Consider the following 22,412-nt stretch of genomic DNA (forward strand, 5'->3'; position numbering starts at 1 on the left):
GTGTCATTTTAATTCTATATTTTATTAGAGTCGTCTGCTGTGGAAAAACAAGTCAGTATTGCTTTAAGCATGATTGTTAAAAATGAAGCGCCTATTATTATTCATACGCTTGAGCACTTGCAAAGCCATTTTAATATTGACACTTGGGTGATTTGTGACACAGGCAGTACAGATCAGACCGTTGCTTTGGTACAAGACTACTTACTGAAACATCAGCTTAAGGGGCAAGTACTCACCCATGTATGGCAAGACTTTGCACATAATCGGAACTTGGCATTAGAGGCTTGCCGTGATCAGGCAGACTATATTTTATTTTGGGATGCTGATGACCGTATAGAAGGGCAGTTGTGTTTGCCGAGTTTGGACTTAGATGCTTATGCATTGAAGTTAAAAGAAGAAAATGGTCTGATTCATTACCGCTATTTATTGGTGCAAAATGATTTAGCATGTATGTGGCATAGTAAGTTACATGAATTTATTGCCTTTGCACCAGATACGAAAACGGCCATGATTATGGGCGATTATCATGTTCGAGTTGGACATTTTGGTGCACGTAGCCAAAATAAAAATAAATACCATGATGATGTGAAACATCTGAGCTTATTTTATGCCCAAGAGCAAGATGTATTTTTAAAAGCCCGTTATGCATATTATTCTGGATTATCTTGTCTTAATATTGTTCAGTATTTGCAGGCCAAACAATGGTTTGAACGCCGTTTGAGTTATACACAAGAGTATCCAAATATTGTCTTTAATATTGATGAAGAGTATGAAAGTTACTTGAAACTGGGTCAAATTGCAGGGCATTTCAAACAGTATGAAGATGCTGTGAGTTACTGGAAAATTGCGATACAACGTTTTACAACACGCTTTGATGCACCTTATGAATTGAGTAAATTATACTTACAACAAGGGCAATATCAGTTGGCCTATGACTACGCACAGCAGGCTAAAGTGATTGTTCAGCAACATTCAACGAGCATGGCATATTATCAGGGGTTTACCATGAGCTATGGGATCGATTTACAGTTGCTTAATGCGTCTTTGGCTTTACAAAAACCGATCTTGGCATATCAGCATATATTGCCTTTACTTGAAAAAAAGCCACTATCTAACCAGTTTTATTGTGATCTAATTACAGTGATTTCACAGCTAAAAATACAATGTGTGGCCGAGCAAGATAAAAATAAACAACAACTTATTTTGTCTTTTTTAACGTTACCTCAGTTTAAAAATAATCATATTCTCAAAGCAAGGCAAAAGCTTTTACAACAATTTAAAGCCGTGATGCCGAAGTTATAATTTCATTTAAGCTCATGTTGTTAGGCTTATGTCTATCACTGGCTTGAAGTATTTAAAAAGGAGGGCAGTTGTGGGTTATTCATTATTAGCCATTGCATGTGGTTCGGTATTGGGCGGTTGGTTGCGTTGGTTCATTGGGTTAAAGTTGAATCAAATTTATCCACAAATTCCGTTAGGTACAGTATGTGTGAATTTAGTGGGTGGGTTTATTATTGGTTTTTTAATTGCTTTTTTTGCACAAAGCCAGCTGAGTGACCAATACAAATTATTTTTAATTACAGGGTTTTGTGGGGGGCTTACCACATTTTCTACGTTTTCTGCAGAAGTGGTTGCTTTGTTACAGCAAGGTCGTTTTAGTACGGCACTGCTTGCAATTAGCATACATGTGGTGGGTGCATTGCTATGTACACTTGCAGGTATGGCCACGTGTCATTATGTCACCGCATCGTAGCACACGGTGACATTAAGCGATTAAATATCAATGCTTGAATTATGCTTTTGCAACGAGAGCTGTTCCTGCAAATGAAACACCATTCCAGCCATGTTGCATAAACTGGCGAATGTTTTGATGGTCTTGGTCATTTGGTGTATTGAGTACGCTTTGGTAGTGTTCTGCAAATAATTTTAAAGTCTGCTCTTGGTCAAGTTGTTGCAGTTTTGCAAAGTATAATACTTTGGCACTGCCTTGATTCTCAGTGGCTGCATTGTTTTGTGAGCCATTTTTAAATGCAGTAGGTGTATGTGTGTAAAGTTCTTCAATATATGCAATCACATCTTTAAACTGAGTGTGTTGTTGGAGCTGTTGTAAAATAAATTCTGCCATGTGTCGACTCATATATACTTAAAAAACGTGTTGATACGTTATCAAGACTCATCATAAAAAGCGAGCCTGTGACTGTTGGATTATTTTATTGCGTGTTTGATGGAACGAGTTCTTCAAAAATATCACTTAAATTGTCATGTACTTTTAAGTGAATTAAGTTCCAGTAGTGTCCTGAAATGGTTCGGTTAATCATCAGTGTATCTGGTGATGGTCTAAATAAATCCCAATATTTAAGTGATTGTTTGACCAATTTTACCCCGTCATGGTGTGCGGAGTTTTCGGCAAAGTCGTAGTTGGTGACCAGTGGGCGCAGTAAAACCTCCAACCATTGTTCATATAGCTCATGAGGAAATAGATTTTTTTCAGTAAGGGCATGTAAAGCAATCAGCTGATTTTCAACTGTGGTTACATCATGTGTTCTAGAGGCTTTTACAAGGGTTTTAAAATGTTGAATGATCTCTGGTGAAACAATTTTTACACCGCCGTAGTCATAGACCACCACTTGCCCATTTTCTCTAAATGAAAAATTACCGGGGTGGGGGTCACAATGAAAACGGCGTAAGTAAAAAATTTCTTGTCCCATGGCTCTAAACAGGCGTTTGCCCAGTTCATTTCTAAGCGGTTGAGACCATGTACTTGCGGTTTGTATATTTTCGCCGTGCTCAAAGCTTAAAGTTAAAATATGTCGGGTAGACAGGTTTTTATAAACCCTTGGAATAATAATATTGGGGTCTATATTGGCATGAAAATAACGGGCAACTTCTAGGTTTTGTGCTTCTATTTCATAGTTTAATTCGTTGTTTAGACTGTCTTGTATTTCATCAAACAGTTGGTCTTGCAGTTGTTTGTCTATTTTGAGTACGCCCATGAGTCGTAGGGCAAGACGGACTTGTTTTAAGTCACTTTCACAGGCTTCATCGACTCCCGGATATTGGACTTTTACCACCACTTCTTCACCGTTATGCAGTTTGGCTTTATGTACTTGACCAATAGAAGCGGCAGCAAATGGTTTTTCGTCAAATGATGAAAAGAGAGTATCTAAGGGTTGAGCAAGTTCTTTTTCAATATAAGGTTGAATGACCTCAAAAGGCATTGCAGGGGCTTGACGCTGTAGTTTTTCAATGGCTTTGCTGACTTCGGGTGGGAAAATGTCTTTGTATTGTGAGGCAATTTGTCCAACCTTCATCACCGCACCTTTCATTTCACCTAAAGTATTGGCAATTTGTAGACCAATATCATGAAACAACTGTTGTTTTGCAGAAGTCTTTTCTGCTTCATTCGATGTGATGTTGCGAATGGTGTTCGATACAGTTTTCGTTGCAATACTTGCTGTCATGGTGGCGAGTTTTAAAAAGCGTTTGCTTGATGATGCCATAGCCAATAGCCTTGTTTTTAACTATGATTTATTCAAAATAATAACGGTGTTGTTGCTAAGCGCCTATCTATTCTTGTTCATTTTTTGTTGTTTAATAAAATGGTGTGGAAAGCGTATTCCACACCATTCAAAAGCTTATGCTTTGCCTTCTGCTTCAGCAGCAGCCATTTGAGCACGTTGTAAGTTTGCTTCAAACTCTGCATCAAAGTTAATTGGCGTAAGGAGTAATTGTGGGAAGCTACCTTTAGTCACTAAATCGTTCACTGCTTCACGTAAGAATGGGAACAAAATATTTGGGCAGTACGCACCTAAAATGTACGGTAGGCGGTCTTCTTCAACGCCATCAACCAAGAAAATACCTGCTTGTGTAACGTCAACAATAAATGCTGTTTCGCCCGCATTTTTTGCTTCTACAACCACTTTTAGAGCCACTTCAAAGTGAGTTTCATCAATTTTATCTGCAGTAGAAGATAGGTTGATGTTTAGCTCAGGTTGCCATTCTTTAGTAAAAACGTGTGCCCCAGGAACTTCAAAAGAAACATCTTTCGTGTATAGACGCTCAAGTGCCAATTGCGGTTGTTGTTCTTCGCTCATTATAAAATCCTTTGTGTAAATAAAAAATTAAGCAACTAAATCGTCAAGTTTACCTTCACGCTCTAGTGCATAAAGTTGATCAAAACCACCAATAAATTGGTCGTTGATAAAAATTTGAGGCACAGTACGGTGATTTGTACGTTGCATCAGTTCAGTACGAACTTCAGGTGCCTCATTGGATAGGTTTACTTCTTTATATTCAATGCCTTTACGTTGTAAAAGTTGTTTGGCACGAACGCAATATGGGCAGACAGTCGTTGAATAAATAACAACGTTTGACATAATTTTCTCCAAAATATTATTTCGGTTTAACCAGCGGCAGGCCTTGAGCTTTCCAATTCGCGACACCACCATCTAAGCGGTAGCTGTCGCTATGGCCGACTTGTGATAATGCTGAACCTGCAACTTGACCTAAGTTACAAATAAATACCAATGGGCGGTCTGCTGTTTTTAATTCTTCAATATGGCTTGTCAGCTTACTGTAAGGAATATTACGGCTACCACTAATATGACCTTCGCGGTAGTCTTTTGCATCTCTTAAATCAATAAGCATCGCATTTTTAGCTTTAACTAAAATACCAAGGGATTGTGCCGAGATTTTGCGGCCGTTGCGTTTACCCTCAACGATAAAAAACGAGACGATAAGAACTGCAAGGACAGCAAACAAAAAGGGGTGATTCCCCATAAATTCGAACCAACGTTCCACAATTCACCTTATAACCATTAAAAATGAGTTTGAGTATAGCTTATATTAATGGTGATCAAAAACCTTGCTTCAAGGGTAATCACCAAGAAATTTAGCTTTTTTGCTGTGCTTCTTGAATTTCATCGCACAGACGTAAAAAACTTTCTAAGCGTCTTGGTAAAATTTCACCCTCTGAAGCGGCTTTTTCTAAAGCACAGTTTTTGGCATGTCTATGTGTGCAGTTTCTAAACTGGCACTGACCAATGAGGGCTGAAATTTCAGGAAAGCCTGAATAAATGGCATCTTCGGTTAAATGCCACAAACCAAATTCACGAATCCCCGGTGAGTCAATCAGGGCACCACTTTGACCAAAGTCAATGAGTCGGGTTGATGTTGTGGTGTGTTGCCCAAGGGCAGAGTTTTCTGAAATGACATTAATTTTTTGAGCAGCATCTGGCAAAATGGCGTTGATCAGAGAGCTTTTTCCAACACCAGACTGCCCCACAAAAGCAACGGTTTCGCCATCAATTCTCTGTGCCAAAGTATTTACTTCGCCATGTGCATGGGTGGTCATGACCTCATAGCCTAGCTGTTGGTACTCTTGTAGCAAATTTTCAATGTGTTGCTGATTACTTGTGATTAAATCTGCTTTATTGAGCACCAATAGCGTTGGAATATTGGCATGTTGGCAGGCCACTAAATAGCGGTCAATGAGCATGGGTGCAGGCTCAGGCAGGACTGCAAATACAATCACAATTAAAGAAATGTTGGCTGCAACAGGTTTGACTTTGTGGTAGCGATCTGGGCGAGTGAGTAAAGATTGTCTTGGGTGAATGGCGGTAATAATACCTAAACCTGTATTGGGGTCGGCCTGCCATGTCACACGGTCACCTGTGACCAATAACTCAAGATTGGTACGGGTATGACAGCGCCACACACTGCCAAGCGTAATGGGTTTCCAAAATGGTTCAGGGTCATCTGGCCCAAGCACAGGTTTTTCAGGATGGACTTCAGGAACAGACAATGCTTTGACTTCAAGTTGACGACCGTAGTGTTGAACCACAAGACCTTCGAGGTCGTTTGAGGTATCTATGTCATCTTGTCGAGATTGGTGTTGTTTATGAATGCGGCGCTTTTGCTGATCGGTTAAACGTCGTTTACGAATGAGAGCCATTCAAACCCTAAAACAAAAATAGATAAACCGCAAAAATAGCATGAAGGCCATGACAATTACAGCCAAGACAGAATAAATTTGCTAATATTAATGTTTACTTAATGAATAAGCATTGATTTCATGAGCAGCACACCACAAACACGGTTGATTTGGATTGACCTTGAAATGACAGGGCTAGATACAGATAACGATAAAATTATCGAAATTGCGACCATTATCACCGATGACAATTTAAATATTCTGGCAGAAGGTCCTGTATTGGCAGTGCATCAGCCTGACACTATTTTAAATGCAATGGATGAGTGGAATACACGTCAACATGGTCAGTCTGGTTTAATTCAGCGTGTACGCCGTAGTACTTTAACCATACGTGATGCCGAACTGCAAACCTTAGAATTTTTGAAAAAATGGGTTGCACCGAAGTCTTCACCAATGTGTGGTAATTCAATTTGCCAAGACCGTCGCTTTATGCACCGTCTAATGCCTGAGCTAGAGCAGTTTTTTCATTATCGTCATTTGGATGTGTCTTCTGTGAAAGAACTAGCGAAACGCTGGCGTCCTGAAATTATGGATGGCTTGAAAAAAGAAGCTTCTCATTTGGCATTAGATGATATTCGAGATTCTATTCGTGAATTAAAGTATTACCGAGAGTATTTTTTCATCACCAATAAGTAATATATAGTTATAAATATGCCCTTGAAGTAAATGTACTTGAGGGCATATACATATATGTGGTTACAAAAACTTTTTGTTCCCACCATGCTTTTGTACTTAAAATATTTAGTATCAACTACAACCTTAGAAGAGTTGAATAATGCAAAGTAATAACCCTATTTTAACGCGTGTGGAAACACATGCCGATTATACACAGCCCATGAGCGTGCAAGGGGCTGTTGGTAAGTCAGTTTTGTTAACCGCTACATCTGCACTGGTAGGTGTTGCTCTATTTTTTTATTGTGCCCTTAACTTTAATGTGGGTATTGCTTATGCTGCCAGCACGGTTGGTGGTATTGGTGGTTTTATCTTGGCGTTGATTATTACTTTTAAGCCAAATACTGCACCGACTTTAGCGATTCCGTATGCTTTATTTGAAGGTGCATTTTTAGGTGGTATTTCGTTTGTATTTCAAGCCAAATACCCTGGTGCGCCACTACAAGCCCTACTGGCAACTTTTGCGACAACATTAGTGATGTTTGGTCTGTACCGTGCCAAAATTATTCGTGCCACTGAAAAGTTTAAAGCCGTTGTACTGTCTGCAACCATTGCGATTGCTTTAGTATTTGTGGTGCAAATGGTGATGAGATTATTGTTTAGCTCATCTATTCCATATGTATTTGAAAGCAATTGGTTGGGTATTGGTTTTGCTGCTTTTGTTGCGGTGATTGCTTCACTCAATTTAATTTTAGATTTTGACTTGATTGAAAGTGCAGCTGCACAACGTGCACCTAAAGCATTTGAATGGACATGTGCTGTTGCGTTATTGGCAACCCTTGTCTGGATGTATGTGTCATTTTTACGTTTGATTGGTTTAACTTCAAACGACTAACTAGACATACCATTGCGTAAAGCCATCTTTATTACTCTAATAAAGGTGGCTTTTTTGTGACTGAGGGCTAAAAAAATAAAAAAAGATGCTTTATGCAATTTATAAATTGCCTCAAACTCGACAAAATAGCATGTATGTATTAAATAACTTTAATGAGAGACCAGCACATGGCACAAGGATTACTCACAGGTAAGCGTTTTTTAGTTGCGGGCGTTGCAAGCAAATTATCTATCGCATACGGTATTGCACAAGCACTTCACCGTGAAGGTGCAGAGCTTGCTTTTACTTACCCAAATGAAAAGTTAAAAAAACGTGTTGATGATTTTGCAGCAAGTTTTGGTTCAACATTGGTATTCCCATGTGATGTATCTGTAGATGGTGAAGTAGATGCCGCATTTGCATCTATTGCAGCCCATTGGGATGGTTTAGATGGCGTGATTCACTCGATTGGTTTTGCACCTGCACACACTTTAGATGGTGACTTTACAGATGTAACTGACCGTGATGGCTTTAAAGTTGCACATGACATTAGTGCATATAGCTTTATTGAAATGGCACGTGCTGCAAAACCACTATTACAAGCTCGCCAAGGCTGCTTACTCACGCTGACTTATCAAGGTTCAGAGCGTGTCATGCCAAATTACAACGTGATGGGTATGGCGAAAGCATCACTTGAAGCAGGTGTACGTTACCTTGCGTCAAGCTTGGGTGCAGACGGTATTCGTGTGAATGCCATTTCAGCAGGGCCAATTCGTACTTTGGCGGCATCTGGGATTAAATCTTTCCGTAAAATGCTTGATGCCAACGAAAAGATTTCACCTTTAAAGCGTAATGTGACCATTGAAGAAGTGGGTAATGCTGCGTTGTTCTTATGCTCGCCGTGGGCTTCAGGTATTACAGGTGAAATCATGTATGTTGATGCAGGCTTCAATACTGTAGGTATGAGCCCTGCGATTATGGATGATGAATAATCAATCCTGATCTAAAAAAAGCGACCATTTGATGGTCGCTTTTTTATGTTTAAGTGGTCGGAATCGGGCGACCACCTAGAGCTTGTATGAGTGTGACATATGCGTTGTACTGGCTTTGTTTTAGATTGACTAAATTTAAGCGGGTATTTCGTGTGTTTTCTTGCTGATCAAGTACATTTTTTAAGGCAACTGCACCATATTTATACTGTATTAAAATCAGTTGTTCTGAGCGTTCGGACAGTGCAAGTGTGTCACTTTGCGCTTGGACTTGGTTTGCCAGTTGTGTTTGATTAGACAAGGCATTTTCAACATCTGCAAAAGCTTGGTATAGCGTTTGTTTGTATTGCAAAATGGCTTTGTCGTATTCAAGTTGACTGACTGCAAGATTATGTTTCATGTCGTTATATTGCAAAAAGGGCAGGCTTAAGTTTGCACCAAGTGTCAAAATTGGGTTTTTAATCAGCTCTGAGAGAGAGGTACTGCTTGTTCCCACATTGCTGGTTAAACTGATAGACGGGTAGTAGCTTGCCCGTGTGGCATTGGTATTTTCAAGGGTTTTACGCAAACGAAGCTCACTGGCTTGTAGGTCGGGTCTACGTGCCAATAATGATGCAGGTAAACCCGCAGTCATGCGTGGCAATGTGGTTTGTGGCAGTTGTTTTGGCTCGGAAATACTTAATTGCTGTACGGGTATGTGTAGCAGTACGGCAAGTGCTGTACGTGTTTCAACCAAGCTTTGCTCAATACGGTTGAGGTTAGCTACTTGGCTTTGTACCGCTTGAGCTGCCTGTGTGGTTTCTAAGCCAGAGACTGCACCCAGTTTGTATTGTGTGTTGACCAATGCATTTAGTTGCTTAGAGTGTGCCAAACTTTGCTGTGCAGTAGTTTTACTTTCGTTCAAATAAGCCAATTGCCAGTACAATTTGGCTGTGGTTGCAATAAGCGCCTGAGCAGTGGCTTGTAAATCTTCGGCACTGGCTTTTGCTTCCCATTCAGCACTTTGAGTTTGGTGGGATAACTTGCCAAATAAGTCGAGCTCATAGCTCACACCCACACTTGCAGATACACCTTGGGCTTGGTTTGAACCATCTTGTAGGGTAAAGCGATGCCCTGTAGATGACGATGCATTGACTCTGAGCCCTTCTTGGCTTTGAGCTAACCCTGCTTTAAGTCGCGCTTGCTGTAGTATCATTCCCGCAATAGCAAGATTATGGTTTTCTTGTATCACTTGCTCAATGAGGTGATTGAGTGAGGTGTCATTAAAAAGCGTCCACCATTGGTCTGGGTAGTTGCTTTGAGGTGTGACTGGGTTGTTGTATGCAAAGGTGGGTGCTATAGCAACTTCAGGTGCTTTGTATGGTGTTTTCACCAATGCACTACAGCCAAACAGTACACCTGACATAACCAATACGCTGGCGAGTGTAGAAAGTTGATGTTTCATGTGATTCCTTATTCTCTAGCCAAAGCGGCAACAGGGTCGAGTTTTGCTGCATTTTTTGCAGGTAAAAAGCCAAACACTACACCAATAAGGGTAGAGCAAATAAATGCGGCCACAATAGATAGGGTAGAGTAAGACAGAGTAAATGCACCACCGCCCAATTGCGTGAGGAGCTGACCTAAACCGAGTGATAAAAGCACCCCTAAAATACCGCCCAATAAGCACACCAATACAGCCTCGATAAGGAATTGTTGTAAAATATCCCCTTGTCTTGCTCCAACAGCCATGCGTACCCCAATTTCTTGGGTACGTTCAGTTACGGAAACTAACATAATATTCATGACCCCAATACCGCCTACAATCAATGAAATGACTGCAATGGCAGACACCAGTAGTGTCATGGTGTTGGTGGTTTTTTCAATGGTTTGGCGAATGCTGTCACTGTTCATGGTATAAATGTCTTGTGCACCATGCCGTTGCGTGAGTAGATTAACAATGGCATTGTCGGCCGCATCTGTAGAGTATTTATCATTAATGAGCACTAAAATATTTCTTACATTTGACTGCCCTAAAATACGACTCATGACGGTGGTATATGGCATATATACATTCAGTGAATCACTCACACCTGCTGTACTTGTAGGTGGTGCAATCACCCCAATAATACGTGCAGGTACACTACCAAGTAAGATCACCTGACCAATCGGACTACGTAAATGTGAAAAGAACTGCTTTTGGGTGTTGGTATCAATGACAACATCTTGGGCACGAATACGTACACTGGTGTCATCAAAACCTTGTCCCTCTTGGAAGCTGAGTCCTTTTACGGTGAAGAAGTCACGTCCTACGCCGTTAATGGTTGCCGTGGCTTCATTTTCTTGAAAACGAATCACTTTAGAGGTGTTTACTAAGGGGCTAACAGCACTTACATAAGGCTGTGCTGCCAGTGCATCTGCATCACTTGGCACAAGGGTTTTAAAATTGGCAGTTTTTGAGTTGTCACCAAAGCCTTTACCTTGCATAACGGTAATGGTATTTGTGCCCAAGTTGCTAATTTCTTTTAAAATCTCTTGTTGCGAACCACGCCCAAGAGCAACCACGGTCACGACAGATGCAATACCAATAATAATCCCTAACATGGTCAAAAAGGTACGCATACGGTGTGCGTTCATGGCTAAAAGTGCCATACGAAAGGCTTCAGAGAGTCGATCTAAAGCAGAGCGAAAAGCAGATACTTTTTTACCTTTTTCTGTATTTGAGTTGAGTATAGCCTGATGTGAAGATGGGGTTTCGCTATCTTCAAGGGCTTTTTGTTCATTGGCTCGGTCGGCAATGACTTCACCATCTTTTAGCTCAATAATACGAGTTGCATTTTTTGCAACATCCATATCATGTGTGACTAAAATAATGGTGTGACCTGCGGCATTTAACGCACGTAAAATACGCATCACTTCAATACCACTATTGGAGTCAAGAGCCCCTGTGGGTTCATCTGCTAAAATGACATCACCACCATTCATCAGTGCTCGAGCAATAGATACTCGCTGTTGTTGACCACCAGAGAGTTGATTGGGGCGGTTTTGGGTTTTTTGCTCAAGCCCAAGGGCAGTGAGTAGTTGTTTTGCTCGTTCTTTGCGTTCATGAGATGCACTGCTGGCATACACTGCAGGTACTTCTACATTACTTTCTGCTGAAAGGTCATTGAGTAAGTGGTAACGCTGAAAAATAAAACCAAAATATTCTCTGCGTAATTGTGCCAATTCATCAGGTTCAAGTTGACCTGTTTCATGACCATTCACGCAGTATTGGCCTTGGGTTGGGCGGTCTAAAAAGCCCAAGATATTCATGAGTGTGGACTTACCAGAGCCTGATTGCCCAACAATCGCAACCAATTCACCTGCGTAAATACTCAGGTTAATGTTTTTTAACACTTGAATCGTGCTTTCACCCGCAGGAAACTCTCGAATGAGGTCACGAACTTCAAGCAATGCTTGTTGTGTCATGCTTACATTCCCATTGGTGGCGGTGTGTTCGTACGTTTACGGTTGTTATTGGCTTTCGCGTTGGCTGCAGATGAGTCACTGCTGTCTGCGATAATCACTTGATCGCCTTCTTTAAGCCCTGCAAGGACTTGCGCGCTAATACGGTTATTCATGCCAACGAGTACTTGCTGTGGTTGAGCGGTATTATTCACCAATACACGTACCATGCTTAGACTGGCTTGACCTGATTTTAATAATTCTTTTTGTGCCTCTGTTAAATCAAGTTTTTGAGGCTTGTTTGCTGTATTGGTTGGAGCATTTGGTGGCGTTTGTGGTGCATGATCTGTTTTTGGGGCACGTAAGTTGCTTAAGGCAGCAGAAGGTACTAATAATGCATCTTTAGCCGAACTCAGTACAATATAAACCTGAGCCGTCATGTTTATACGCAACTTCTGATCTGGGTTAGGTACATCAAAAAGGGCATTGTAGTAAATGGCAGTACTACTTGATGTGCTGGTTGAATCACTGGTAATTGAGTCAGGCGCAGGCTCAACTTGGCGAAGTGTCGCATAACGTCTTTTGTCGTCACCTAATGTGGTGAAATAGACTTGTTGCCCTTTTTCAATTTTCATAATATCGGCTTCGCTCACTTGTGCCTTAATGGTCATTTGGTTGAGCTGTGCGAGTTTCACAATGGTTGGTGCAGTTTGGTTTGCATTGACCGTTTGGCCTTCATTGGTCACAATCGCGACAATCGTACCATCCATTGGTGCAATGATTTTGGTATAGCTTAAGTTAATACGTGCAGTAGATTCTGATAAGTGTGCTTGCTCAATTTGAGCATCAATGACTTTAAGCTGTGCGAGTGCTGTTTTGTATTTGGCATCGGCACTTTCAAAACTGGCACGAGAGGTTGCATCTTGTGCAAACATGGCTTTTTGGCGTTTGTATTCTAAATTGGCTTCGTTCAGTTGAGCCTCTTGTTGTAAGCGTTGTGCTTGCAGACTTTTGATATTTGCTGCACTATTTTCTAGGTCATTGGCTTGCGTTACCGAATCAATTTTAGCAATGATTTGCCCTTTTTTGACTTGGTCACCAAGTTGAACATACATGTGTTTGACTTGACCTGAAACTTGAGCTCCGACATTTAGACTCTTACTTGCACCGAGTGTACCTGTCGCAAGGACTGTATTTTCAAGATTACCACGAACCACTTCTTCGGTAATGTATTGTGGTTGTCCATTCTTTGGTTTGAACCATTCCCATGCAAAGAAACAGAGCGTTGCAATGATTGCTATAACAACAATAAGGCGTATCGGTTTAATTTTTTTTAACATAGCGTGTTGTAACGTCAGCAAAAATGAAATATAGAAGGGTAGATTAAGTGAAAATAATGAATCTACTGTGAACATGTTGGATGATTATAAAATGATTTAAATGAGATTGATAATAATTATTATTTTAATTAAAAAGTGGCTTGCCACATAAAGTTGCAATGATTTGTAGTACAGTCAGATGAGCGGGTTGCTTATTATGACCTTTAATTGCAAGGTCTACATGTAACAGTAAGGCAGGCCATTGTAATAGGCTATGGGGTTGAAAACGTTGCACTGCTTGTTGGTACATTCTGACTTTATTTTGCCAAATACCGAGTTGTGTTGCTGACTGCGGGTCTTCAAATATTTGCATGAGAAGGCGCATTTCTTTATTCAGTAACCATAAAATTAAGCTCATAGGCTCATCTGTGGCCACTAAATACTGATAAATTTTAACAGATTGAGCAAAGTCTGCTTTAAGTAAGGCATCGCTTAAATCATAAATCGAATATCGCGACTGGTCTTGTAAGCAGTTGAGTAGTTCATCAATTGAAATATTTTTGTGTTCAGGGAATGTGTCACTGACACGAATCAGACTGTTTTTAGCAGCCAATAAATTATGCTCATGGTGTTCAAGAAGCCATTTCCATGCACTTTTTTCGAGTTGAATACCTACTTTTTTTGCTTCAAGTTCAAGTACATTTTGTTGGTCTTTTTCGTAGGGTAAGTGTAGGGAAACAACAACCCCATTGGCTTCGACTGTTTTAAAAAAACTACTTTTAAAGCCTGCACTGTCTTGTTTTGGCATGACCACAACAAGGGTATTTTCTTGAGGATCTTGAATAAAAAGCTTGAGCTGTTTGAGTGCTTGAGCATCGGGCTTAATATGACTATGTACTTCAATCGCTAATGCTTGAGAAAATAGCGATAGGCTATTGAGCGCTTGGAACACTTGTTTCCAATCACTGACATTTTGTATGTCATAACGCTGTCTTTCAATGTCTTGGCTTTGCCAGTGCTTACGAAACTGGTCAAGTAAATTTTGTTCTAAAAGTGGTTCTTGCCCATGTAAAATCCAAGCACCCAAGGCATTTTGGCTGTGTTTGAGTGCTTGGAAATAGTCAATTTTCATAATGAGACAAGAATGCTTAAATTACTTAGCGGTAACGGTGGGTAAACGATTAGTTGCAATTTGGCGAGCCATTTGTTGTGCAACATCATCCACCAAAATATCTTTTAAATAGCTTTCTTCGTTGTCATCTACGTTTACGGTTGCCACATTGTACTGATAGGTTTTTACACTACTTACTGTTCGAGGTTGAGTAATTACCTTGCCATTTTTATCTTCAATTTGGAATGTTGCATTGAGTTGCAAAATGACCTCAGCCACACGACCACTAAGTTTCTGACGACGATAGTTGTAGTCTAAAACGCGTAATGTGTACTGACTGGCGTTTGTAGTGACGTGTATGCCATTGCCCGTAAGATAGACAATGAGTTTTTCTTCAAGGGCATTGGCTTTGGTTGGTAAACTGAGTGCCATGTTGTTGTATGCAACAGGTGCTACATACGGGCCTTTACCTATAAGGTGAAAGCCACAACCGACCAAGCTTGCACTTAAACCTAAAGTTAAAACGACAGCTGCTAAACGATGAGTTAAGTGCATGCTTTTTCCTTTTTATACAACTAAGTTAACCAATTTATTTGGTACAACAATTTCTTTTTTCGTTGGACCTGTTAAGAACTGTTGAACCTCTGGTAGTGCTTTGGCTTGAGCAAGTATATCTTCTTTTGATAAACCAACTGCAACTTCTAGTTTACCACGCAACTTACCATTGACTTGTACCACAATCGTTTGCACGTTACGAGTTAAGGCCTGTTGGTCAACTTCTGGGAATTGATGCTTGGTTAAATCAATGCCAAATTGAGCCAATAGGGTTTGACTCAAATGCGGTGCAAATGGGGCAAGTAGCGTGAGTAAGCTCACGATCGCTTCACGTTCTACTGCAAAATCTTGCGCTGATGTTGCATTGAACTTCGCAATACTGTTTAAGAACTCCATTTGAGCAGCAATTGCGGTGTTAAATGCATGACGGCGTTCAAGGTCATCTGCAACTTTGGCAATGGTCTCATGGGTTTTTCTACGTAAGTCTTGCGCTTCTTTGCTTAAGTTTGCAGTATCAAGTGCAACATGTTCAACATTTTTCTCTAAGAATGTCGTGGTTAAACGCCATACACGTTTTAAGAAACGGTTTGAGCCTTCAACACCTGCATCTGACCATTCAAGTGATTGATCAGGTGGTGCAGCAAACATGGTAAATACGCGGGCTGTATCTGCACCATATTGATTAATAATTGATTGCGGGTCTACGCCGTTATTTTTCGACTTCGACATTTTTTCTTGGCCACCAATCACAACAGGCTGACCATCTTCTTTATAGATCGCAGAAATTGCACGGCCTTTCTCGTCACGTTCTAAAGTGACATCGGCAGGGTTGAACCATGTTTTTTTGCCATCTGCAGCCTCACGGTAGAACGTATCTGCCAATACCATGCCTTGCGTAAGCAAGTTGGTGAACGGTTCATTGCCTTGAACAACACCTTCATCACGCATGAGTTTATGGAAGAAACGTGCATACAATAAATGCAAGATGGCATGTTCAACGCCACCAATATATTGCGTCACAGGCAACCATGTTTGTGCCGCTTCTGGCTTAATCATGCCTTCAGCGAAATCTGGTGATGCATAGCGTGCATAGTACCAAGATGACTCTACAAAAGTGTCTAAGGTATCTGTTTCACGTTTGGCAGCACCGCCACAATTTGGGCATGTTGTTTCATAAAACTCAGGCATTTTGGCCAAAGGATTTCCTGAACCATCTGGAATCACATCTGTTGGTAATACCACAGGCAATTGTTCTTCAGGTACAGGCACTTGACCACATGATTCACAATTGATCATTGGAATTGGGCAACCCCAATAACGTTGACGAGAAACACCCCAGTCACGTAAGCGGAATTGTACTTTCTTATCTGCGAGTGCTTGTGGTTGTAGCTTGGCAATAAATGCATCAAAGGCTTGTTGAAAGTTTAAGCCATCAAATTCACCAGAGTGAATGAGAGTGCCTTCTTTACTACCGTACCATTCTTGCCACTGTGTTGGGTCGTAGCTTTCTTCTGCATGAACAGAAATCACTTGTTTAATATCTAAGCCAAAATTGTTGGCAAATTCAAAATCACGTTCGTCATGTGCAGGTACAGCCATGACCGCCCCAGAACCGTAAGACATGAGTACATAGTTTGCAATCCATACAGGTACTTCTTCACCTGTGAGAGGGTGCTTTACATATAAACCTGTTGCAACGCCTTTTTTCTCAGCTGTTGCCATGTCTGCTTCAGACACAGAGCCATGACGACACTCTTCAATAAAGTCGTTTAATTCAGGGCGAAGTTCAGCCGCTTTTTTCGCCATAGGGTGCTCAGCTGCAATCGCAACATAAGTCACACCCATGAGTGTATCTGGGCGAGTGGTATATACGGTTAAACCATCTTCATAAATACTGCTGTCGGCCGATGGAAAGGTAATATCCATGCCTTCAGAACGACCAATCCAGTTGCGTTGCATGGTAAGCACACGTTGTGGCCAGCCGTCTTGGAGTTGGTCTAAGTCGTCAAGAAGTTCTTGTGCATAGTCTGTAATACGGAAGTAATACATTGGAATATCACGTTTTTCAACCAATGCACCCGAACGCCAACCTCTACCATCAATCACTTGCTCATTGGCTAAAACGGTTTGGTCTATAGGGTCCCAGTTTACAGTCGATAATTTGCGATAAATTAAGCCTTTTTTGTAGAGTTGTACAAAAAGCCATTGTTCCCAGCGGTAGTATTCTGGCGTACATGTCGCAATTTCACGATCCCAATCAATGGCTAAACCTAAGCTCTTTAATTGGTCACGCATGTAGGCAATATTTTCAAATGTCCACTGTGCAGGCGCAACTTTGTGGGCAATGGCTGCATTTTCCGCAGGAAGACCAAATGCATCCCATCCCATAGGTTGTAGTACGGATTCACCTTTGAGTTGATAATAACGACTCATCACATCACCAATGGTGTAGTTGCGTACATGCCCCATGTGTAGTTTGCCACTTGGGTATGGAAACATAGACAGGATGTAGCGACGTTTGCCTTCTACTGTATCTGCAACTTTAAAAGATTTGCGATTTGCCCAGTCTTGTTGTACTTGGGGTTCAATCGCACCGGCTTGATATTCTGAATCAATATGTGATGTAGTCATAAAATTTAATCGACGACAAGGTGAAGTTATAAAATTACCGTACAGCATAGCGTAAAATACGGTAAAAAGTGAATCTTGTTTGTGATTAAAGTCTATCTTTTCATGTCTTTTATCATTGCGGTAGCTTTTCGGAAGAATTCGATCCAGCTATAGCGTTTGGTGTTGTAGCTGAGTTATTCGATATGGTTTCTGCTATAGGTCTAGGTGGATTTTGATCTGGCGGTAATGCTGAAGATGCAGATGAGGTCGTTTGGCCATACGTTTTAAAGATCGTGGTTTTTTTTGCATTTTGTGGTGGTGTTTGGCTGTAATGCGTGGTTCCATTGGCATCAATCCATTTGTAAATGTCTTGTGCATATGCTGTGGTGGTCAACAATAGTGTAAGCAAAGCACTATAAAGTTTTTTGGGGTTTGTCATAAGCCTGACCACGCTGGTATGAAAGGGTAGATAGAATTAAGGCAATCAATGAAATATAGCCTGAGGTAAAAATTACCAAAATTGGCCCTAAAAAACTATAAAAGGCAGGAAAATTTTCTTGTATGTGTTTTTATTGCAGAATAATTACGAAAAAGAGGCTTAAGCCTTGACATTGTATATTGAAACAACAAAAATGTTGCACTATCTTACATGATTTGATCACCCTTCAAAGAAATGTAGTTGCAATAGGCATGCACTCTAGCCGAGCTGTTATGTTTTAAAGTGTGTTTATCCCAGCATATTTTATATAGCCTGATGTGTGATTTCAGCGTAATCTGCTGTTGCGTCATAATTATTCCTGTTGCAAGATAAACCGTTTAGCTGTGCTGACACAAAAAAGCACAGTGGATATTTAGAATTAATCGTATTGTGTGTTGTAATTGCAGTACGGCAAAAAAATAGGGTGAATCACGTTGGAACTTCTTTCTGGTGGTGAAATGCTTGTTCGTGCACTTGCGGACGAGGGAGTTGAGCACGTTTTCGGTTATCCGGGTGGTGCTGTTCTACATATTTATGATGCATTGTATCAACAAGATAAAGTCAACCATTACCTAGTACGCCATGAACAAGCTGCAGGTCATATGGCAGATGCCTACTCACGTGTCACAGGAAAAACAGGTGTTGTGCTTGTGACTTCTGGGCCTGGTGCAACCAATACTGTAACACCAATCGCAACTGCCTACATGGACTCTATTCCAATGGTGGTGTTGTCTGGTCAGGTGGCATCACATCTCATTGGTGAAGACGCATTCCAAGAAACAGACATGATTGGTGTATCTAGACCGATTGTAAAACACAGCTTTCAAGTACGCCATGCCAGTGAAATTCCTGAAATTATAAAAAAAGCGTTTTACATTGCTGCAAGTGGCCGTCCCGGCCCTGTTGTGATTGATATTCCAAAAGATGTCACTAACCCAGTAGATAAGTTCGCATATACTTACCCTGAAAAAGTGAAAATGCGTTCGTATCAACCGCCGTATCGTGGTCACGCAGGTCAAATTCGTAAAGCCGTTGATGAGCTATTGACTGCAAAACGTCCTGTGATTTATACCGGTGGTGGTTTGGTACAAGGCAATGCATCAGATATTTTGACTGAAATTGCACACCTTTTAAATTACCCAGTGACCAGTACACTTATGGGGTTGGGTGGTTTTGCAGGTACAGACCCTCAGTTCTTAGGTATGTTGGGCATGCATGGCTATTATGAAGCCAACATGGCGATGCATAATGCAGATGTGATTTTTGCAGTGGGTGCTCGTTTTGATGACCGTGTGACCAATAACCCAAGCAAATTCTGCCCAAATGCTAAAGTTATTCATATAGATATTGATCCTGCAACTATTTCGAAAACTATTTCAGCACACATTCCAATTGTGGGTGCGGTGCAACCTGTATTGCAAGAAATGCTTGCACAGTTGAAGCAACTAAATGTGTCTAAGCCAAACCCTGAGGCACTGAGTGATTGGTGGGAGCAGATTAATGTATGGCGTGGGCATCATGGTTTACGCTATGAACCTGCTCAAAATGGCAACATGAAGCCACAGCAAGTGGTTGAAGCGTTATATAAAGTGACACATGGCGAAGCCATTATTACTTCTGATGTAGGTCAGCACCAAATGTTTAGTGCGCTATATTATAAATATGACCGACCACGCCAATGGATTAACTCAGGTGGTTTAGGCACAATGGGTGTCGGCTTACCTTATGCGATGGGTGCAAAGTTGGCATTTCCAGAGCAACAAGTGGTCTGTATGACAGGTGATGGCTCAATTCAAATGTGTATCCAAGAGCTTTCAACATGTAAGCAGTACGACATCAATGTCAAAATCTTGTGCTTAAATAATGGCTCACTGGGTATGGTTCGCCAATGGCAAGACATGAACTACGAAGGCAGACACTCGCAGTCTTATGTGAAGTCTTTACCAGACTTTAGTAAGTTAATGGAAGCCTATGGTCATGTTGCGATTAATATCACTCACGCAGATGAGCTAGAAGAAAAGCTACAAGAAGCCATGGCTATTCATGATAAATGTGTTTTCATTAATGTATTGGTTGAAGACGACGAGCATGTTTATCCAATGCAAGTGCCAGCACAGTCTATGAAAGATATGTGGCTAGCCAAAGGGGAACGTACAGCATGAGTATGAGACACATTATTTCGGTACTGATAGAAAATGAATCTGGTGCGTTATCACGTTTAGTTGGTTTATTCAGCCAACGTGGCTATAACATTGAAACATTGAATGTTGCACCAACCGAAGACGAAACATTGTCACGCTTGACCCTGACAACCTATGGTGATGACCACAAAATCGAGCAAATTACTAAACAGCTCAATAAACTGATTGAAGTGGTCAAAGTAATTGCCCTAAGTGATGGCGCACATATTGAACGAGAATTGTTGCTGATCAAAGTGAAAGCATTGGGTACAGCACGTGATGAAATTAAACGTACTGCGGATATTTTCCGTGCCACGATTGTAGATGTAACACCAACCACGTATACCGTACAAATTGTGGGTACAACTGAAAAGTTAGATGGTTTTATGGATGCACTCGCAGAAAATACCATTTTAGAAGTTGTTCGTTCTGGCGTGTCGGGTATCGCACGTGGCGAAAAAGTTTTAAGTATTTAATTAAAAAGATTTTTACTGGAGATAACACATGCAAATTTTCTATGATAAAGACTGTGATCTGTCAATTATCCAAAGCAAAAAAGTAGCGATCATTGGATATGGTTCACAAGGCCATGCACATGCATTGAACTTGAAAGATTCAGGTGTAGATGTCACTGTTGGTCTACGTGCAGGTTCTACCTCATGGAAAAAAGCACAAGATTCAGGTTTGAAAGTCGCTGAAGTTCCTGAAGCGGTAAAAGGTGCAGATCTTGTTATGATCTTAACGCCTGATGAGTTCCAATCACAACTTTACCGTGATGTGATTGAGCCAAACATCAAAGAAGGTGCAACGCTTGCATTTGCACATGGTTTTTCAGTGTTATACAACCAAGTTGTACCACGTAAAGATTTAGACGTGATTATGGTTGCACCAAAAGCACCAGGTCATACTGTTCGTTCAGAATTCCAACGTGGTTCAGGTGTGCCTGACTTAATCGCCATTCATCAAGATGCTTCAGGTAATGCACGTAATGTTGCATTGTCTTACGCGTCTGGTGTCGGCGGTGGTCGTACTGGTATTATCGAAACATCTTTCCGTGAAGAAACTGAAACTGACTTATTTGGTGAGCAAGCAGTTCTTTGTGGTGGTGCGGTTGAGTTGGTAAAAATGGGCTTCGAAACCTTGGTTGAAGCAGGTTATGCACCAGAAATGGCATACTTCGAATGTCTACATGAGCTAAAACTCATTGTTGATCTAATGTTTGAAGGTGGTATTGCAGACATGAACTACTCAGTATCAAACAACGCGGAATACGGTGAATACGTAACAGGTGTTGAAGTGATCAATGAGCAATCTCGTGAAGCAATGCGTAATGCACTTAAACGTATCCAATCTGGTGAATATGCAAAAATGTTCATTCAAGAAGGTGCTTTAAACTACCCATCTATGACTGCTCGTCGTCGTCAAAATGCAGAGCATGGCATTGAAGTGACTGGTAATAAATTGCGTGCAATGATGCCTTGGATCAAAGCAAATAAAATTATTGATAAAGACAAAAACTAATTTTTTGTATAGACATAAAAAAACCTGCAAATATGCAGGTTTTTTTATGTCTATACGTTTTGTCATGCCAGTATCATATGTTTTAGTTTATGATGATGCTATGGGTTTGATGCTGTGTTTTAAAAAGTAAATATGGGTATAAAAATAAACACAATCAACAGAGGTGAATCTGTGTTGAATATATTAAAAATGAAAGTATTGGCATTTGATTTACAATGTTGTATTTATTTAAATCAGTGGTCAAAACACCAGTCGGTTGCATCTTTTTTTAAGCTGATTAGCCGTTTAGGTGATGGTGTATTTTGGTTTGTGATGTTGGTCATGGTGTGGTTGTTAAAAGAACAATATGGCTATAAACAGATTATTTATTTGGCTTGTGCGAGTTTTTGTGCAACAGCACTGTACAAATTACTGAAAACGAAAACTTTACGTCCTAGACCGTACCAAGTACATCAGGTCATTGTGTTGGGTGATCGGCCACTAGATCATTATAGTTTTCCATCTGGGCATACTTTACATGCGGTATTGGCCACCATTGTATTTGGTTACCTTTCTCCAGTGCTTTTATATCTGATGTTGCCATTTATGGTATTGGTGGCGTTATCTAGAGTGATTTTGGGGCTACATTATCCAACGGACGTGTTGGTGGGGGCGTTGCTAGGTGTGGCTTTAGCTGTCATAGCACTGACGGTGGGCTATTATTGTCATATTTTGCTGTAAATCATTTATAATGTTTTTTGTACTAAAGATT

General features: G+C 40.7%; 22 protein-coding genes. 9 read left to right on the forward strand and 13 right to left on the reverse strand.

Annotated elements, in window-relative coordinates:
* Positions 1 to 39 precede the first annotated feature (39 nt).
* Together I2F31_RS06835 and crcB are read left to right on the forward strand one after the other, a co-directional pair.
* Complete coding sequence (locus I2F31_RS06835; protein ID WP_195769430.1) at positions 40 to 1,302, forward strand: glycosyltransferase; 1,263 nt, start codon at positions 40 to 42, stop codon at positions 1,300 to 1,302.
* Positions 1,303 to 1,372: 70 nt separating this feature from the next.
* Positions 1,373 to 1,753: a fluoride efflux transporter CrcB gene (crcB, locus tag I2F31_RS06840; protein WP_195769429.1), complete on the forward strand. Its 381-nt coding sequence runs from the start codon at positions 1,373 to 1,375 to the stop codon at positions 1,751 to 1,753.
* Between the two features lie 39 nt (positions 1,754 to 1,792).
* On the opposite strand, the gene I2F31_RS06845 is transcribed toward crcB, so the two are convergent.
* The 6 genes from I2F31_RS06845 to rsgA form a co-directional block, all read right to left on the reverse strand.
* Positions 1,793 to 2,125, reverse strand: a complete 333-nt coding sequence (locus tag I2F31_RS06845; RefSeq protein ID WP_195769428.1) for a HopJ type III effector protein — start codon at positions 2,123 to 2,125, stop codon at positions 1,793 to 1,795.
* 85 nt (positions 2,126 to 2,210) lie between these two features.
* Complete coding sequence (locus I2F31_RS06850) at positions 2,211 to 3,500, reverse strand: AarF/ABC1/UbiB kinase family protein (protein WP_195773639.1); 1,290 nt, start codon at positions 3,498 to 3,500, stop codon at positions 2,211 to 2,213.
* Between the two features lie 135 nt (positions 3,501 to 3,635).
* Positions 3,636 to 4,094, reverse strand: a complete 459-nt coding sequence (gene secB, locus I2F31_RS06855) for a protein-export chaperone SecB (protein WP_195769426.1) — start codon at positions 4,092 to 4,094, stop codon at positions 3,636 to 3,638.
* A 27-nt stretch (positions 4,095 to 4,121) separates the two neighbouring features.
* Positions 4,122 to 4,376 carry a glutaredoxin 3 gene (gene grxC, locus I2F31_RS06860; protein WP_213014824.1) on the reverse strand — a complete coding sequence of 85 codons (255 nt, stop codon included), beginning with the start codon at positions 4,374 to 4,376 and terminating at the stop codon, positions 4,122 to 4,124.
* A 16-nt stretch (positions 4,377 to 4,392) separates the two neighbouring features.
* Positions 4,393 to 4,800: a rhodanese-like domain-containing protein gene (locus I2F31_RS06865; RefSeq protein WP_195769425.1), complete on the reverse strand. Its 408-nt coding sequence runs from the start codon at positions 4,798 to 4,800 to the stop codon at positions 4,393 to 4,395.
* Positions 4,801 to 4,891: 91 nt separating this feature from the next.
* Positions 4,892 to 5,953, reverse strand: a complete 1,062-nt coding sequence (gene rsgA / locus I2F31_RS06870) for a small ribosomal subunit biogenesis GTPase RsgA (protein ID WP_195773638.1) — start codon at positions 5,951 to 5,953, stop codon at positions 4,892 to 4,894.
* A gap of 120 nt (positions 5,954 to 6,073) precedes the next feature.
* Here rsgA and orn point away from each other — a divergent pair, with 120 nt between their 5' ends.
* The 3 genes from orn to I2F31_RS06885 all read left to right on the forward strand — a co-directional run bounded on the left by orn (position 6,074) and on the right by I2F31_RS06885 (position 8,470).
* Positions 6,074 to 6,628: an oligoribonuclease gene (orn, locus tag I2F31_RS06875; protein ID WP_195769423.1), complete on the forward strand. Its 555-nt coding sequence runs from the start codon at positions 6,074 to 6,076 to the stop codon at positions 6,626 to 6,628.
* Between the two features lie 139 nt (positions 6,629 to 6,767).
* Positions 6,768 to 7,499, forward strand: coding sequence for a Bax inhibitor-1/YccA family protein (locus tag I2F31_RS06880; protein WP_195769422.1), 732 nt, complete (start codon positions 6,768 to 6,770; stop codon positions 7,497 to 7,499).
* Between the two features lie 167 nt (positions 7,500 to 7,666).
* Positions 7,667 to 8,470 (forward strand): enoyl-ACP reductase FabI, encoded by an 804-nt coding sequence (locus I2F31_RS06885; protein WP_195773636.1) that lies wholly within the window; start codon positions 7,667 to 7,669, stop codon positions 8,468 to 8,470.
* Between the two features lie 49 nt (positions 8,471 to 8,519).
* On the opposite strand, the gene I2F31_RS06890 is transcribed toward I2F31_RS06885, so the two are convergent.
* From I2F31_RS06890 to I2F31_RS06920, 7 genes are all read right to left on the reverse strand, one after another.
* Positions 8,520 to 9,911 (reverse strand): efflux transporter outer membrane subunit, encoded by a 1,392-nt coding sequence (locus tag I2F31_RS06890; protein WP_195769420.1) that lies wholly within the window; start codon positions 9,909 to 9,911, stop codon positions 8,520 to 8,522.
* A gap of 8 nt (positions 9,912 to 9,919) precedes the next feature.
* On the reverse strand, positions 9,920 to 11,911 hold the full coding sequence (locus I2F31_RS06895; protein WP_195769419.1) for a MacB family efflux pump subunit: 1,992 nt from the start codon (positions 11,909 to 11,911) through the stop codon (positions 9,920 to 9,922).
* Positions 11,912 to 11,913: 2 nt separating this feature from the next.
* Positions 11,914 to 13,227, reverse strand: a complete 1,314-nt coding sequence (locus I2F31_RS06900; protein WP_195769418.1) for an efflux RND transporter periplasmic adaptor subunit — start codon at positions 13,225 to 13,227, stop codon at positions 11,914 to 11,916.
* A 124-nt stretch (positions 13,228 to 13,351) separates the two neighbouring features.
* Positions 13,352 to 14,338: a DNA polymerase III subunit delta gene (holA, locus tag I2F31_RS06905; RefSeq protein ID WP_195773635.1), complete on the reverse strand. Its 987-nt coding sequence runs from the start codon at positions 14,336 to 14,338 to the stop codon at positions 13,352 to 13,354.
* Positions 14,339 to 14,359: 21 nt separating this feature from the next.
* Positions 14,360 to 14,872: an LPS-assembly lipoprotein LptE gene (locus tag I2F31_RS06910; RefSeq protein WP_195769416.1), complete on the reverse strand. Its 513-nt coding sequence runs from the start codon at positions 14,870 to 14,872 to the stop codon at positions 14,360 to 14,362.
* A 12-nt stretch (positions 14,873 to 14,884) separates the two neighbouring features.
* The gene (gene leuS, locus I2F31_RS06915; RefSeq protein ID WP_195769415.1) at positions 14,885 to 17,503 is read right to left on the reverse strand and encodes a leucine--tRNA ligase; all 2,619 of its coding nucleotides are present in this window, start codon (positions 17,501 to 17,503) and stop codon (positions 14,885 to 14,887) included.
* Positions 17,504 to 17,615: 112 nt separating this feature from the next.
* The gene (locus I2F31_RS06920; protein ID WP_195769414.1) at positions 17,616 to 17,921 is read right to left on the reverse strand and encodes a DUF4124 domain-containing protein; all 306 of its coding nucleotides are present in this window, start codon (positions 17,919 to 17,921) and stop codon (positions 17,616 to 17,618) included.
* A gap of 473 nt (positions 17,922 to 18,394) precedes the next feature.
* On the opposite strand from I2F31_RS06920, the gene I2F31_RS06925 reads away from it, so the two are divergent.
* The 4 genes from I2F31_RS06925 (at position 18,395) to I2F31_RS06940 (ending at position 22,381) form a co-directional block, all read left to right on the forward strand.
* Positions 18,395 to 20,122 carry an acetolactate synthase 3 large subunit gene (locus tag I2F31_RS06925; protein ID WP_195769413.1) on the forward strand — a complete coding sequence of 576 codons (1,728 nt, stop codon included), beginning with the start codon at positions 18,395 to 18,397 and terminating at the stop codon, positions 20,120 to 20,122.
* Positions 20,123 to 20,124: 2 nt separating this feature from the next.
* Positions 20,125 to 20,616, forward strand: a complete 492-nt coding sequence (gene ilvN / locus I2F31_RS06930) for an acetolactate synthase small subunit (protein ID WP_195769476.1) — start codon at positions 20,125 to 20,127, stop codon at positions 20,614 to 20,616.
* Positions 20,617 to 20,644: 28 nt separating this feature from the next.
* Positions 20,645 to 21,661 carry a ketol-acid reductoisomerase gene (ilvC, locus tag I2F31_RS06935; RefSeq protein WP_195769412.1) on the forward strand — a complete coding sequence of 339 codons (1,017 nt, stop codon included), beginning with the start codon at positions 20,645 to 20,647 and terminating at the stop codon, positions 21,659 to 21,661.
* Between the two features lie 189 nt (positions 21,662 to 21,850).
* Complete coding sequence (locus tag I2F31_RS06940) at positions 21,851 to 22,381, forward strand: phosphatase PAP2 family protein (protein ID WP_228285134.1); 531 nt, start codon at positions 21,851 to 21,853, stop codon at positions 22,379 to 22,381.
* Positions 22,382 to 22,412: the final 31 nt, after the last annotated feature.

This window comes from Acinetobacter rathckeae (assembly GCF_015627125.1).
Classification (GTDB): Bacteria; Pseudomonadota; Gammaproteobacteria; order Pseudomonadales; family Moraxellaceae; genus Acinetobacter; species Acinetobacter rathckeae.

What these genes read in the sequence shown, in the direction of transcription:
- I2F31_RS06845 (WP_195769428.1), bottom strand. Translation starts at nt 2,125, where the DNA reads ATGGCAGAATTTATTTTACAACAGCTCCAACAACACACTCAGTTTAAA.
- I2F31_RS06850 (WP_195773639.1), bottom strand. Translation starts at nt 3,500, where the DNA reads ATGGCATCATCAAGCAAACGCTTTTTAAAACTCGCCACCATGACAGCA.
- secB (WP_195769426.1), bottom strand. Translation starts at nt 4,094, where the DNA reads ATGAGCGAAGAACAACAACCGCAATTGGCACTTGAGCGTCTATACACG.
- grxC (WP_213014824.1), bottom strand. Translation starts at nt 4,376, where the DNA reads ATGTCAAACGTTGTTATTTATTCAACGACTGTCTGCCCATATTGCGTT.
- rsgA (WP_195773638.1), bottom strand. Translation starts at nt 5,953, where the DNA reads ATGGCTCTCATTCGTAAACGACGTTTAACCGATCAGCAAAAGCGCCGC.
- orn (WP_195769423.1), top strand. Translation starts at nt 6,074, where the DNA reads ATGAGCAGCACACCACAAACACGGTTGATTTGGATTGACCTTGAAATG.
- I2F31_RS06880 (WP_195769422.1), top strand. Translation starts at nt 6,768, where the DNA reads ATGCAAAGTAATAACCCTATTTTAACGCGTGTGGAAACACATGCCGAT.
- I2F31_RS06885 (WP_195773636.1), top strand. Translation starts at nt 7,667, where the DNA reads ATGGCACAAGGATTACTCACAGGTAAGCGTTTTTTAGTTGCGGGCGTT.
- I2F31_RS06890 (WP_195769420.1), bottom strand. Translation starts at nt 9,911, where the DNA reads ATGAAACATCAACTTTCTACACTCGCCAGCGTATTGGTTATGTCAGGT.
- I2F31_RS06895 (WP_195769419.1), bottom strand. Translation starts at nt 11,911, where the DNA reads ATGACACAACAAGCATTGCTTGAAGTTCGTGACCTCATTCGAGAGTTT.
- I2F31_RS06900 (WP_195769418.1), bottom strand. Translation starts at nt 13,227, where the DNA reads ATGTTAAAAAAAATTAAACCGATACGCCTTATTGTTGTTATAGCAATC.
- holA (WP_195773635.1), bottom strand. Translation starts at nt 14,338, where the DNA reads ATGAAAATTGACTATTTCCAAGCACTCAAACACAGCCAAAATGCCTTG.
- I2F31_RS06910 (WP_195769416.1), bottom strand. Translation starts at nt 14,872, where the DNA reads ATGCACTTAACTCATCGTTTAGCAGCTGTCGTTTTAACTTTAGGTTTA.
- leuS (WP_195769415.1), bottom strand. Translation starts at nt 17,503, where the DNA reads ATGACTACATCACATATTGATTCAGAATATCAAGCCGGTGCGATTGAA.
- I2F31_RS06920 (WP_195769414.1), bottom strand. Translation starts at nt 17,921, where the DNA reads ATGACAAACCCCAAAAAACTTTATAGTGCTTTGCTTACACTATTGTTG.
- ilvN (WP_195769476.1), top strand. Translation starts at nt 20,125, where the DNA reads ATGAGACACATTATTTCGGTACTGATAGAAAATGAATCTGGTGCGTTA.
- ilvC (WP_195769412.1), top strand. Translation starts at nt 20,645, where the DNA reads ATGCAAATTTTCTATGATAAAGACTGTGATCTGTCAATTATCCAAAGC.
- I2F31_RS06940 (WP_228285134.1), top strand. Translation starts at nt 21,851, where the DNA reads ATGAAAGTATTGGCATTTGATTTACAATGTTGTATTTATTTAAATCAG.